This window comes from Lentilactobacillus hilgardii, from assembly GCF_009832765.1.
Lineage (GTDB): Bacteria > Bacillota > Bacilli > Lactobacillales > Lactobacillaceae > Lentilactobacillus > Lentilactobacillus hilgardii.
Map to the genome: position 1 here is coordinate 2,836,565 of NZ_CP047121.1, position 14,163 is coordinate 2,850,727.

Annotated in this window: 13 protein-coding genes; 5 read left to right on the plus strand and 8 right to left on the minus strand. The window is 41.3% G+C overall.

The annotated features are described in order from the left end of the window. Positions 1 to 53: 53 nt before the first annotated feature. Positions 54 to 1,052, minus strand: coding sequence for a LacI family DNA-binding transcriptional regulator (locus GQR93_RS13360; RefSeq protein WP_003550499.1), 999 nt, complete (start codon positions 1,050 to 1,052; stop codon positions 54 to 56). A gap of 147 nt (positions 1,053 to 1,199) precedes the next feature. Beyond that, a complete protein-coding gene (locus tag GQR93_RS13365) occupies positions 1,200 to 1,526 on the minus strand; it encodes a SemiSWEET family transporter (protein ID WP_035444137.1) in 327 nt (108 codons plus the stop codon). A gap of 802 nt (positions 1,527 to 2,328) precedes the next feature. Here GQR93_RS13365 and trpD point away from each other — a divergent pair. From trpD to trpA, 5 genes are read left to right on the plus strand one after another with little or no spacing between them, the layout of a single operon-like run. Next, entirely contained in the window at positions 2,329 to 3,354 is a 1,026-nt protein-coding gene (trpD, locus tag GQR93_RS13370) for an anthranilate phosphoribosyltransferase (RefSeq protein ID WP_035444139.1), read from the plus strand. After that, a complete protein-coding gene (gene trpC, locus GQR93_RS13375) occupies positions 3,351 to 4,130 on the plus strand; it encodes an indole-3-glycerol phosphate synthase TrpC (RefSeq protein ID WP_003550503.1) in 780 nt (259 codons plus the stop codon). The genes trpD and trpC overlap by 4 nt, the downstream gene beginning before the upstream one ends. A 3-nt stretch (positions 4,131 to 4,133) precedes the next feature. Next, entirely contained in the window at positions 4,134 to 4,721 is a 588-nt protein-coding gene (locus GQR93_RS13380) for a phosphoribosylanthranilate isomerase (RefSeq protein ID WP_003550507.1), read from the plus strand. Beyond that, the gene (gene trpB / locus GQR93_RS13385) at positions 4,718 to 5,938 is read left to right on the plus strand and encodes a tryptophan synthase subunit beta (RefSeq protein ID WP_003550509.1); all 1,221 of its coding nucleotides are present in this window, start codon (positions 4,718 to 4,720) and stop codon (positions 5,936 to 5,938) included. The genes GQR93_RS13380 and trpB overlap by 4 nt, the downstream gene beginning before the upstream one ends. Next, positions 5,931 to 6,725, plus strand: a complete 795-nt coding sequence (gene trpA / locus GQR93_RS13390; protein WP_003550511.1) for a tryptophan synthase subunit alpha — start codon at positions 5,931 to 5,933, stop codon at positions 6,723 to 6,725. The genes trpB and trpA overlap by 8 nt, the downstream gene beginning before the upstream one ends. A 130-nt stretch (positions 6,726 to 6,855) precedes the next feature. On the opposite strand, the gene GQR93_RS13395 is transcribed toward trpA, so the two are convergent. The 6 genes from GQR93_RS13395 to GQR93_RS13420 all read right to left on the minus strand — a co-directional run bounded on the left by GQR93_RS13395 (position 6,856) and on the right by GQR93_RS13420 (position 14,067). Beyond that, the gene (locus tag GQR93_RS13395) at positions 6,856 to 8,736 is read right to left on the minus strand and encodes a S53 family peptidase (protein ID WP_003550513.1); all 1,881 of its coding nucleotides are present in this window, start codon (positions 8,734 to 8,736) and stop codon (positions 6,856 to 6,858) included. A gap of 193 nt (positions 8,737 to 8,929) precedes the next feature. Continuing rightward, positions 8,930 to 9,535 (minus strand): hypothetical protein, encoded by a 606-nt coding sequence (locus GQR93_RS13400; protein ID WP_003550519.1) that lies wholly within the window; start codon positions 9,533 to 9,535, stop codon positions 8,930 to 8,932. 88 nt (positions 9,536 to 9,623) lie between these two features. Next, a complete protein-coding gene (locus GQR93_RS13405; protein ID WP_187117509.1) occupies positions 9,624 to 11,216 on the minus strand; it encodes a putative polysaccharide biosynthesis protein in 1,593 nt (530 codons plus the stop codon). Between the two features lie 107 nt (positions 11,217 to 11,323). After that, a complete protein-coding gene (locus GQR93_RS13410) occupies positions 11,324 to 11,896 on the minus strand; it encodes a GNAT family N-acetyltransferase (protein WP_003550531.1) in 573 nt (190 codons plus the stop codon). A gap of 132 nt (positions 11,897 to 12,028) precedes the next feature. After that, a complete protein-coding gene (locus tag GQR93_RS13415; protein ID WP_159298810.1) occupies positions 12,029 to 13,357 on the minus strand; it encodes an MFS transporter in 1,329 nt (442 codons plus the stop codon). Between the two features lie 449 nt (positions 13,358 to 13,806). Next, entirely contained in the window at positions 13,807 to 14,067 is a 261-nt protein-coding gene (locus GQR93_RS13420; protein ID WP_003550534.1) for a hypothetical protein, read from the minus strand. Between the last annotated feature and the right edge of the window lie 96 nt (positions 14,068 to 14,163).

Here is a 14,163-nt window from a genome sequence, read left to right on the forward strand (position 1 = left end):
CGAGCCAAGATTAAATCCGGCTCGGTTTCTTGTTCCGCAACTCATTTGTTTACTTATTTTGTTGTTTCCCTGACATCAATCGTAAATGGAATTTGAATTTTTTGAATATCATCAATCTGACGTGCCGGGTTAATAACTTCATCTACAGCCATTTGTCCCATTAAATGAAAATTTTGAGTAACACTGGTTATTTGAGGACGGGTCCTTAAACATACTGCTGTTCCATCAATGCCAATGACTGCAATATTGTCAGGTACTTTCCTTTGAAGATCGTACAGGCCATTGGATAACCCCAGTGCAGCATCATCGCTTGTTGCCAAAACAGCATCCACACCTTTCATATTTTCATAGTACTTTGCGGCATCGAGTCCCGATTGATAACTATACTTGCCGTCCCCTTCAAATACCCAACCGGGATCAGTCTTTATACGTTTCTCTTTCAAAGCTTCCAAATATCCTTTGTACCGGTTAACACCTATATAATCTTCCGATATATTTGCACCAACAAAACCGATTCTTTGGTATCCCTGATCCAATAAAAATTTGGTTGCCTGATACCCAATTTGAAAATCATTAGATGAAATATACGAGATGCGGTTATCACTCGCACTTGCAACTTCCTGTGGATAGATATTCGCGTATCGGAGCCGATCAATAATTTCTTGGTCGGGTCGAACAGACAGAAAAATAACGCCAAGCACTCGTCTTTCAATCATGCTCTGCACTGTTTTGGCAATGGCGGTTTGATCGTCCCGTTTAGACATCATCATAATGACGTCAATATTATTACGATCCGCTTCTTCTAAAATTCCCTTAATGACTTGATCATTTGCACCTGTTTCAGCAATATAGTTAATAACCCCAATTGTATTATTACGTTGGCTCGCCAAATCAGAAGCAGAACGGTTTTTATAATAACCAATCTCGTTGGCAATCTTTTTAACACGTTTGGCAGTCTCTTCACTATATCGACCACGACCATTCAAAATTCGCGAAACAGAAGCAGAAGACAAACCTGCTATTTTTGCAATGTCGGCTATTTTTGCTCTCAATTGATTTCATACTCCATTTATCATTTAATACAATCCATTATACAATACCATGCAAAACTACCGGCTCCTTTAAAATAAAAAGCCGAACCTAAAACGGATCAGCTTTTGTATAAAAATATTTTAAATAATGATCGTCCATTTTTCTCTTCACACCATGGCCGTCAACGCTGCCAATACGCCAAAAACAACGCCTGGAAAGCTGGCGATGATCAACCGCCAGTCTTTCTTAGGCTTCAACCAGCCATAGCTAACCCATAACGTAGCGTTTAATGCGGCAAATAACGGCTGGATGGGTGAAATTGGATTACCGTTTAAATTACTGATAATCTCACCGATATATGAAACATACATAATAAAGTTGGCAATCGTCGCAAAATCCCCGATTAACTTAATTTCATCAATGCGCTTCTTATGTAGTGCGTCCTGAACCTGATTTCTAAACTGTCCCTGTGTGGGCCTTAATTGACTTTGCATGCCGATCGCTTCCAAATCTTCCCCGATTTATTCTTTCTTTCACCACTAGTATTACCACTTCCCTACCCTAAAAGCTAGATATTTTTACTTTGATAATTACTTTTCTAAGAATCGGCAAAAATTAATCATCTGATAACTATTATTTCAAAAAAAATTTGCGTTTCAAATCCAATTGCTCATTCAGATGTTAAAGTCACTAAATCCCTTGATACGTATAGAATCAATTCAAGTCAATTTTAAAAAGTCATGGTGTTTTTCTCTACTTTTAACACACATTTAAGATCATAACCAAAAAAAGATCATTAAAATCATTGACATTTTTATGAAAAGCCTCTAATATACAAAGCAACAATTAATAATTCGTCCATGAGAAAAACCAATGAAGTGGAGATCAAGGTCATTGTGCACGTAAAGAGAGTTGCCGGTGCTGAGAGTGCAATCGAACGCAGATGATTAAATGGACCACTGAGGGTTCTCCCGAAAGAGTTCGAGTACGGAGAAACGTGAAGGCATACGTCAGTTGTCGGAGGGATGTTGGTCCCTCGCTAAGAGTGATTAATTGGGAATTTCATACAAATCAAGCGATATTATTTGTAGAAGACCCGGTTAATTGAACTAAGGTGGCACCGCGGAATAATCCGTCCTTAACTTATCAAAGTTATGGACGGATTTTTTGTATAAACGGAGGTCTTGGACATGAGTCAAACAAACGAGATTAAACGATGGCAATTTTCATAATAACTTTCAGTCACTTAAAACAAACAACTATCTAAGGTCAAAACACAATTTGGAGGAATTTATGATGATTAAACAAGCCATTGAAAAAGTCGTTAACCACGAAAACCTAACATTTGAAGAAAGCCAAGCCGTATTAGACGAAATCATGAACGGTGAAGCATCCGAAGTTCAAACAGCCAGCTTATTGACCGCTTTAACTGCCAAAAACCCAACGATTGATGAAATTGCCGGCGCTGCTGCTTCCATGAGAAGCCACGCACTTGCCTTTCCCGAAACAAAGGACGTTCTGGAAATTGTCGGAACTGGTGGTGATCATTCCAACACCTTCAACATTTCAACGACCAGCGCCATTGTCGTTGCAGCAACGGGCACCAAAGTTGCCAAACATGGCAATCGCGCAGCTTCATCCAAGAGTGGTGCTGCTGATGTCCTTGAAGCTTTGGGACTGGACATCAACGAAACACCAGCTGTCAGTTACGAAAGCCTACAGGAAAATAACTTAGCCTTCCTGTTTGCACAAGAATATCACAAATCAATGAAGTACGTTGCCCCGGTTAGAAAGCAGCTTGGCTTCCGAACTATCTTCAACATCCTCGGACCATTGGCAAATCCGGCTCATCCAACCCGTCAACTGCTTGGTGTTTATGACGAGTCCCTACTCGAACCATTGGCCAACGTATTGAAAAAGCTCGGTGTCAAAAACGCCATGGTGATTCACGGCCGCGACGGGCTCGATGAAATGACAACCGCCGATGAAACCGCAGTGGTTGAATTACGAGACGGGCACTTGACTAAATACACGTTAACCCCGGAACAATTCGGTTTGAAACGCAGTCAACGTGCCGATCTTGTCGGTGGTACTCCTGAAGATAACGGCCAAATCACCCGTAACATTTTGGCCGGCAAAAAAGGGCCACAGCGAGACATCGTTTTACTGAATGCCGGTTCGGCCCTTCACTTGGCTCATCCGGAACTATCCATTCAAGAAGGCATTGATCTGGCTGCAAAAACCATTGATGACGGTAAGGCCCTTGAAGAACTCAATCGACTACTGGCTTTCTCCAATAAGCGTAAGGACGTGGTGGCATGATCCTGGACGATCTGGTAGCTGTTACCAAAACCCGATTGGCCCGCCATCAACGACAGCAGTCATTCACCGATTTAAAACAAGTTGTTGCCGAGATGCCGGCCAATCCCAAACCGGATTTCCTTACTATATTAGAACAACCCGGTTTACACGTTATCTCTGAGGTCAAAAAAGCTTCTCCATCAAAGGGGACGATCGTTTCGGATTTTCCCTACTTGGAAATCGCCAAATCATACGATCAGGCCGGAGCCGATGCAATTTCAGTCTTAACCGAGCCGGATTACTTCAACGGTCATCTTCATTATTTAAAAGAAATCAGTCAAACCGTTTCGGCGCTTACCCTTCGTAAGGACTTCACGATTGATCCTTACATGATCTATGAAGCAAAGGCAAACGGTGCTTCCATTATCCTTTTGATCGTCGCCATCCTTGATGATCAACAGTTACGCGACTATCGACGATTGGCCGAAAGCCTTGGTATGCAGGCAATCGTTGAAGCCTATACCGCTGACGAAGTGACCCGGGCATTAAGATCCGATGCAAAGATTATCGGCATTAACAACCGAAATCTCAAGGACTTTAAAGTTGATTTTAACAATAGTTTAAAACTAAGGGACATGGTGCCCGAGAACATTCCCGTTGTCGCAGAGAGCGGCATCAAGACCCAAGAGGATGTTAAAGAACTGGCAGGAGCCGGCTTCAACGCCATTCTCATGGGTGAAACGTTAATGAGATCCAACAAAAAGAAACAATTAATTGAGGCATTTAAGGAGGCTTAAAATATGGTACAGGTTAAAATCTGTGGGCTCATGAAGCCCGACGACATTTTGGCAGTAAACGCAGCCGAAGCTGATTTTGCCGGCTTTGTCTTCGCTCCCAGCCGTCATCAAGTATCACTTGCAAGGGCATTAACTTTAAAAAAGTTGTTAAATCCCAAGATCAAGACCGTTGGCGTTTTCGTTAATGAGTCCATGGATGAAATCCTTGCCATTTATAAAGCCGGCGTCATTGATATCGCTCAACTCCATGGAAAAAGCACGCCGGGTGACATTACCCGACTGCAACGTGCCGGCCTAAAGGTCATTCAGGTTTTTGAACGCCAATCAATCGACTTAGCTTCAACAGCTGATTACCTGATGGTTGACAGCGGAAAGGGCAGTGGTCAACTACTTGATTTAAAAGCCATCCCGCATATCAATCGACCACTCATTCTAGCCGGCGGTTTAACCCCACAAAATGTCAGACAAGCTGTTCAACTTGTTCAGCCCGATATTGTCGACGTATCCAGCGGTGTTGAATCCGATGGTCATAAAGATGCCGATAAAATCATTCAATTCATTAAAAACGCGAAAGAGGAAGTCTTACTATGAAAACATTAAATGAAGAAAAACAACAAAAGAAACGTGTCGGTCGCTATGGAAAAGACTACGGCGGTCAATATATTCCGGAAACATTAATGACCGAACTTGAAAAAGTAACTAAAGTTTTTAATGATTTAAAAGATGATCCGGCATTTAAAGCCGAATTAAATGATTTATTGGTAAATTACGCCAACCGTCCATCCCTACTCTACTATGCCAAGAATATGACCGAAGACCTCGGTGGTGCCAAAATCTACCTGAAACGTGAAGATTTAAACCATACCGGCGCTCACAAGATCAATAATGTGATCGGTCAGGCATTACTTGCCAAACACTTAGGCAAAAAGCGATTGATTGCGGAAACGGGTGCCGGCCAACATGGTGTCGCAACCGCAACGATCGCAGCATTGATGGGGATGGATTGTGAAATCTTCATGGGTAAAGAAGATACCGATCGTCAAAAGCTGAACGTCTATCGAATGGAATTACTTGGCGCAAAGGTTCATCCGGTGACAAGCGGATCAATGGTTCTAAAAGATGCCGTTAACGCAACCCTTCAAGAGTGGGCCAGTCGAAGCGAAGATACCTTCTATGTGATGGGATCAGCCGTTGGCCCTGCACCATTCCCAGCAATCGTTAAGCACTTCCAAAGTGTCATTTCAAAAGAGTCCAAGCAACAACTTCAAGCAAAAGAAGGTCAATTACCTGACATGGTAGTTGCCTGTGTGGGTGGCGGCAGTAATGCAATCGGTAGTTTTGCGGATTACATCGACGACCCTTCCGTTAAATTAGTTGGCGTTGAGGCCGCAGGTAAGGGAGTTGATACCGACAGAACCGCCGCAACCATTGAACGGGGCACCGTTGGTATTTTCCACGGTATGAAATCATTATTCATGCAAAATGATGACGGTCAAATCGATCCGGTTTATTCCATTTCTGCCGGCCTTGATTACCCGGGCGTTGGGCCGGAACATGCCGCCCTCGCACAGGAAGGCCGCGCACAGTACGTTGGCATTACCGATGATGAAGCCGTTCAGGCATTTGAATACATTGCTAAACAGGAAGGTATTGTTGCCGCAATTGAAAGTTGCCATGCGGTAGCGTACGTTGAAAAAATTGCACCAAAGATGTCCAAAGATCAAATCATTGTCTGCACCCTTTCCGGACGTGGTGATAAGGATGTCGCAAGTATTGCCAAATACAAAGGAGTGGACATTGATGAGTAATTTATCAGACGTTTTTAAAAATCACAAAGCTTTTATTCCGTTCGTTGTTGCCGATGATCCGGATTTTGCAACCACCGTTAAAAATGTGGTTGCACTTGCCAATGGTGGTGCTGACATCGTTGAATTAGGCATCCCCTTTTCCGATCCGGTAGCGGATGGTCCCGTTATTCAAGCGGCAGACTTAAGAGCATTTGACGCCAAGGTTCGAACCAAGACCGTTTTTGAAATTGTTGAAGCCGCCCGAAAAGAAACCAATGTCCCAATGGTATTCTTAACTTACTTAAACATCGTTTTCAAATACGGCTATGAGGCCTTTTTGAAACGTTGTGCAGATTTAAACGTTTCCGGTTTGGTTATTCCGGATCTACCATATGAAAGTCGTGATGAAATTGTCCCAATTGCCGAAAAATACGGTGTCGATATTATTCCATTGATCACACCAACCTCCGGCCACCGAATTGAAAAGATCGCCAAAAGTGCTTCAGGATTTATCTACGTGGTTTCCTCAATGGGCATTACCGGTGAGCGAAACGAATTCTTTAACGGCTTAAAGGACTTGGTGACTGAAATCAAAAAGTATACCGACGTCCCAACCGCTATCGGTTTTGGTGTTCATACGCCTGAACAGGCTCAAGCAATGGCAGGAATCGCTGATGGTGTCATTATCGGCAGTGCCATTGTTGATATTGTTGCTAAGGAAAAACAAAACGCACCGACTGCTATTGAGAAGTTTACAAAGCAGATTCGAGAAGCGGTCGATTCTAAAAAACAGGTTCCGGTTAAATAACAGCTTTATCAAAAAAATAGGCATCGCTTCACTTTCCGGTCCTTTGGATAGGTTAAGTGAAACGGTGCCTATTTCATTTTTATCGTTGTTTCAACTTTTTATTTAATTGAAAGCCAAAATTCCGATTAAATTAATCAGTCGTCTTTTCGTCCTGAAAATGTCCATATAGTTTTTCATAATTAATGGTTCCCAGACCGGTTGCCTGATTATACAGTTTACCCGGCTGTCCCGTGTAGTATAGATTGTTATTTTGATCGGCATCATCTAATACATTAAATGGTGTATCCTGCTGGGCCGCAAACTTGTAAATTTGTGGGTTCCAAAACCCGATTCTGGTTTGAAGGCCGCTACCCATGACAGCATTAGCTGCAGCCACCTGTGGCGCAGCGTAACTAGTCCCGCCACCAATCATCCAGATCTTGGTTTGCGCTGTTTTGATCTTTTTCTTTGAATTACTTATTACTTTTGGACCCGAAAGATAAGTTGCATAGCCGGTTTGAATGTCCGCATTGCTTGAAACATCCGGTAGGTTTCTTGAATGTCCGGTCCCATAAATGACACGTGGGTGTTTATTAATAAGGTACCCGCCCTTTTTATATTTTAAAAGTTCAATGGCTCTAAATGTATTAATACCCGAGAAGCCCTGCTGGTACCTTGGTGTTGGGTTTAAAGCGGAAAATCCGCCACCGCCACCGGGAAAATTGGCGGGCTGATTCTTACTTGGAACGGCTGAATAGGTATCACCCCAGGCTCGTTCCTGTTTGACACTGACAACCCGGTGATTGATGATCTTTTGATAAGGTAAAGTTGTTCCGCCGACAATAACCTGATAAGGAGAAGTCGTGACCGAATGATTTTCAACTTTGCCGGGCATGTCCCAAGGCCCATTGTCCCCGCTGGCCCTAAAAACTGTAATCCCTTGAGCAGCTGCCTGTTCAAGCAGTAAATTAAATGCATGATTATATTGACGCAACGTTGAACTATGATCATCCCATTGTCCGGGTAGTTCAACGGTCGGTGCGAAGCTCGTTGAAATCTGTTGATCTTGATTGTCAGAAATTGCTTGTGCAAACGTCGTAAAATAAACGGCTGAATCATTGGTCGCCTGATTGACCGAACTTCCTATATAGAAGTCAATATCAGCACCGGGAGCGATCGCACTTGCGGATTGGACATCCAAAGTTGCTTCAATTTGGGCTTCCGATAAAGAATGATTCATATCCTTGGTGACCGTTTTAGCGTTATCAATTGTGTAAATCTTATGAATTTGGTTTAAATGATCGGCAACACCGGCCTGTCGCCAATATGTTTGTAGATCACTTTTGCGAAAATCACCATAGGACACAATTCCAATTCGCTGGTTTTGTCCAGTTAACCCTTTGTCGTAAAGAGAACTCAGTTGATAATGATCAGCAAACTTGGCAGCACCATATTGCTTTGAAAATTGATTGCCGGATATGTCGGTCTGAGGCTTTTCACCACTTGTTGGAACAGCGGCGTTGCTGATCTTGGCACTTTTTTTCGACGCAACTTTGCCATCTGCCTTTTTGGCATATAGGCCGATAACCGCAACCACATTTTTCGACAATTTACCAGGCAGGTGATACGTTGTCCGTGACGGTTTTCCTTTGACATACCTTGCCTTAAACGCTTTATTCAAATCAGACCTATGCCCTTTAACTTTGATAGCCAGGTTTCCTGCAAACGTTGACGTCGTCAAATGGTACTTATTCAGATACGTTTTGACTGAATTGACATAGGCGGTTGATTGACCGAATTTTTCTGCAAACTGACTTGGCGTTAAATATTGATGATAGGACGATGATGAAGGATTCACCGTATCATAAACGTCATTTGTTAAGTTCGTTTCGCTGGTCGGCTTAAAAACAACACTGGCTGTCATGACATGATTATCTGATTTCTTAGCCTTTCCCTTAGCACCGGCAGTCCCGCTGGTGGTCAAAACCAGCAAGGCACTTAAAGCACCAATTAAAATCTGCTTTCCCCTCATAGAATCCCCCGTCTTTCTAAAAGCTTTCTACTACGGTGATAAATGGTTTCAAATACATAATGTATTATAACAGTTTAACTAAGTCATCCTTATTATTAACGCTTCAAAAAAGGCTGCCAAACAAAATTTTCGTTGGTAGCCCACTTCATTTTTTGATCTTTTTCTCCCCAAAACTAACCTCAATCACGCTTAACTATTTTTTAGAGCCTATAGTCTCCATGGTGTTCGACTTGAAAAACTGATTCATTTTAGTTGACTTATGTCTGATAAAAAACAAATACACAATATTAGTGATACCCAAAATTCCCCAAGATTTCCAACCACTGTTTGTATCCCTTATTCGCATAAAGATGGCTAAATCTTTCATCATCTCGTCGACCAACTCATGAGTGAATTTGAAAAAGTTCAAATCGCTATTAAACTTACTATTTAGCAATAGTGTAAACAAAAACACTAAAAGCCAGCCAATTAGATATGATCTTCCACCCCTGGCATATAAAGCCTTTTGATAGATATTAACTTCTTTACCATTATCATCAATAAAAAAATATTTAGACGTTGATAGCTCTTTGATTTTAAAATTAACACTTTGATAAAATCCTACGACAATTGAGAAAATAAGAATAACGATCAACATGACAATATCATGAACACTATTAATATTCAATTTAGAAAAAAATTGATATAAACAGAAAATAGGTAAAAATAACAGCCTCATCTTGGTTACTTTAGAAAACTCAAACTGATCTTTAACGAAATATATGATGATTAATAAAGAAACGATTGAAGAATATATCATCAAAATCCCCCCTACTTTTAAAATGTTAATTCAATCATTTATCAAGAAAAATATTGGGATCAAGCTCTTCAGTAACCGCTTCTATACTTTATTCAAAATGCTTGTATCTAAAGTAACGGTACCCTATCTTCTTTTCAAACACATGCTTGGATAGTCCGGTTGCGTTGGCCAATGCCAAGTATATTAACAAGGCCACCAGTCCAAAAATAGCGGCGTAAATAAACGCAGAAATCTTGGTCACCGGTAAATAAACCTGATTCATCCCTGTCGCTGCCAATCCAACAACAATTGCGAAGCAGGCGTTCACGATCACGTTGAGCGTCAACTTGGATAATTTCACGTTAAACTCTTTTCGGACCTCTCTGATACTTAAGACGCAGACCAATCCAAACGAAATGGCAGTCGCCAAAATGGCACCAAATCCCTGAAGCCAGGTAACAAGCGGTATTTGTAGCACCAGCTTCACAATAAGACCGCCAATCAGGTAAAACATCGCTTTTTTACTGTAATGCAGTGCCTGAAGCAACGTCAAACTATTAATTGCCAATCCAAGGATTAAGCTTTGAATGATATTCCAAAATAGATACTTACCGCCTAAAAAGCTGAATGGGAAGAAAACACCATTAATTTCAAAAGACAGAGCACTTAAAATCGTCACAATCGGTACCAGCGTAAAAATCAACATATTTAAGTTTTGAAGAACCAAATCACCAATATCCTTTTTACCGGCTGCCCGACTACTTGCCAAGATTGGCAGCGTTGTCTCAGCAACCGCCAACGCCAATGAAACAACAACCGTCGTAATTTTAGTCGGGTTGGCAGAAAACATGGTAAAAATGTTCTGCGTGTATAGCGCCGTCTTATGTAAGACGTTTTCCATGACCTGCTTGAAAACCAGTTGATCAACCAGTTGTGTCAATGAAATGCCTGAGCCAACGACGACAAACGGGATCGATTCATAAGCGATCATTTTAAAAGTCCTGCCAAGTCCTTGTAGATCGTAAGGCTTACTTTGCTTTGCTCTTTCTATATAATCAGCATTTTGTTTCTTATAATAGAGCGCCAAATATAGATAACTGGCTAATGCCCCAACCAGTGCCGCCATAACACTTAAATAGACAGCGTGGATAAATGACTTGTGAAAAATAAAAATTACAACATAGGTGGCGGCCAACATAAAGACCACTCTGATAAATTGTTCCCATAATTGGGACACGCCATATGGTTTTAAATCCTGATTCCCTTGAAACCAGCCACGAACGGCACTCATAGAAGGCAAAATAACAATCGCAGGAACCAGAAAACGAATTGCTGTTGTCGAAATTTGTGGTGATACAACAGGACTGTTTGCTGATAAAAGTGGTGCCAGTATGTACAATAGAATACCGCAAACCACACCGGAAACCAACATTAATCCGAAGCCAACTTTAGCCAATCGTTTAGAATTCAAAAATTTATTTTCACCATTATAATAGGCAACCCGTCGTGCAATTGCAGAAGGAAAGCCAGCCGTTCCAAGGGAGATGAACAGGGCATATGGCGTGTATGAAGTATTAAACAGCGCTTGCGCTGCATTTTGATGTGCGGCACTTCCCATCATTGCCAGCCAAGGGATTAAGTAAATCACGCCGAGAACTCGTGAAAAGATACTCCCAAATGATAGCCAGAATGAGCCGGACATAATTTTTTTATTCAAAGAAAACACACTTTCTAGTTAAATGTCTAAAAGGATATTGTACCGTATTTTAACGGGTTACAGACACCTAATTTTGGAATACTTTTCAAGGTTTACTTCCCTATTTTTGAATCATCACGGTTTGCGTGATTAATCAGCCCAAATTCTACAAAATCCCGGTATTCACCGTGGAAATAAATCTGCTCTTTAAATACCGCTTCTTTAGAAAAGCCAAGCCTTTTGGGAATAGCATCACTCTTATGATTTCCCGAATCCACCTGAATCAAGATCTTATGTAATCCCATCGATTTAAACCCATGATCGATCATGAGCTTTAGCGCGCGTGTCATAATGCCTCTTCCCTGAACCCTACTGGAAAGCCAGTATCCCACTTCGGCGTGTCGATCAGCGTGATCGATATTATGAAAATCGATCATGCCAACCGGTACACCATCCATCGCAATGGTTAACATAAATACTTTTCCTTCAACCATCCGTCCCTGTATATATTTGATGAATTTAGCTTCTGCGCGCTCAGACTTGGTGTCATCAGTCCATGGCATCCACTTTCTTAATTCATCGCGATCCGCTTCAACAACCTGGAAAAGGGCATGTGCTTGATCCCTTTCCGGCAACAGCAAACTGATACGATGATCGTCAACATTAAAATGATTAAAGACAAACATGGTTTAATTCCTTTCAAAAATAATGGTCGTTGACACTTAGCTTCTATTATAACCTATATTTTGAACACAAAAACCCGACTTGGCAAAGTGCCAAATCGGATTTTTCTTTCTATATTATACGATCACACATTGTTATTTTGTATAATCAATTGATTTCGTTTCCTTGGTTGTCAATAAAGCAATTAATGAAACACAAGCCATCAATGCCAAATAGAAACCAACAGAATGGATTCCCCATTTATCAACAAGGAACGCTGCAATTGTTGGCGCAAACGCGGCACCAATGATAGCTGCCAGGTTGTAGGCAATTCCGGAACCGGAATAACGGGTACTGGTTGGGAATAATTCTGGCAATAATGCACCAACCGGTCCATAGATAATACCATAAATAAAGAAACCAACAAAGATGAAGAACAAACCGCCAGCGAGGTTATGTTGTCCCTGGAAAAAGAATGGGAAGATCAATGCAAAGGCAATAATCATCACAGTTCCTGTGACCAAAACCTTTTTTCGACCAATTCGATCGGCAAATAATGAGGCCACAACAATCATAACACCGAACAAAACAACACCAAGCATTAGCAGCAACAACCACTCACGGTTATTAAAGCTCATTGCGGTTGTGACGTAACTTAATGACCAAGTTGTCAACAGGTAGAAGAAGGTGTAGGCAACACCCATAATGAAAGTTCCTTTAAGGATTTCAGCCCAATTATGTTTAAAGACTTGAGCCAATGGGGATTTTTGAACCTTGGACTTATCCATTGCCAAACGGAATAGTGGTGTTTCCTGCATTTTTTCACGAACAACCAATCCAACAATAACCAGGACAGCTGATGCAAGAAACGGAATGCGCCAACCAAAGGCTTGCATTTGTGCCGGCTTCAAGGTTGACTCAAGAACAAAGTAAAGTCCGTTGCTTAAGAAGAAACCGATTGGGGCACCTAATTCGGGAAAGGCTCCATAAAGGGCACGCTTATTAGCTGGTGCGTTTTCAGTCGCAACTAAAACGGCACCGGACCATTCACCGCCAAGCCCAATTCCTTGAATGAAGCGAGCCAGGCAAAGTAATAAGACTGATAGGATGCCCAATGTTGCATAACTTGGCAACACTCCAATCACAACGGTGGCGGTACCCATTGTCAATAGTGACACAACCAAGGTTTTCTTTCTTCCCAATTTATCACCAAAGTGACCAAATACTAGTGAGCCAAGGGGTCTTGCAATAAAGGCAACACCAAATGTTAAAAGGCTCAAAATAAGGGCAATCGCTGGGGTCACTTTCGGGAAAAAGACTTTCGGGAAATATGTAGCTGCTGCGGTACCATAAGCATAAAAATCAAAAAATTCAATTGCCGTTCCGATCATTGAAGCTAAAATAACTGTTCTTACAGGATCTCTTTGTAAAGTGACAGTCGATTCTTGTGTGGAATCAACTGCTGTCGTAGGCGTATCTTCCATAAAACCATTCACTCTCCTCTATTATTTACGTGTTGTGAAAGACAATACAATCACTCATTACCAGGCAACATTTTCAACCATTTTCATAAACCGCCTCCTTTCCTGAAATAAAAAACGCCAAGAACTGTATTGACAGTTCTTGGCGAAATGCACCAACCCTGCCCGCATTTGCTTGCGGGCACTCTAATTAGCCCGCAGTATTAATAATAATCACAATGCGAGAAATTAGGCTATTTAAGTTTAAAGCTGAGTTAGTGTTTTTCATTTCATGTGATCCCCTTTTCATAAATTGGTTTTATCTTATCAGAAGAAAAATTAAAAGTAAATGAAATTTCAAAAATTAAGGGTTAATACCTATATAATCAGATATTAACCCTTTTAATGATATTCTAATGTTATAACGTCACTTATCCTGACTAACTATCGCATGATCTACTGAAAAACGCTTATTAGTCGGTACTCATCGTCGCATACTTCTGAATTTCCGGAGATAGATCGAATATCTTGGCTGCTTCGGATAACATTGCATGATATGGATATGAACCATCACGGTAAGGTTCAATCACCACTTCCTCTGAAATCTTGGAAAGTGGTTTTTTACCATCCTTAACCTGTAACTTGTCTAAATCCGCAATGATTCTTTTCTCAACTTCCGCATAGCTTCCCACCAGCGGTTTTGTCTGCAAATTGCCTTGAACTGAAATTTTCATAAAAATCCCTCCGCAATCTATCGTTTTTTTTGAGAAAATACATCCGTATTGAACGATTCAGATATATTTAGTTACATGATACCAGCTATTATCGAT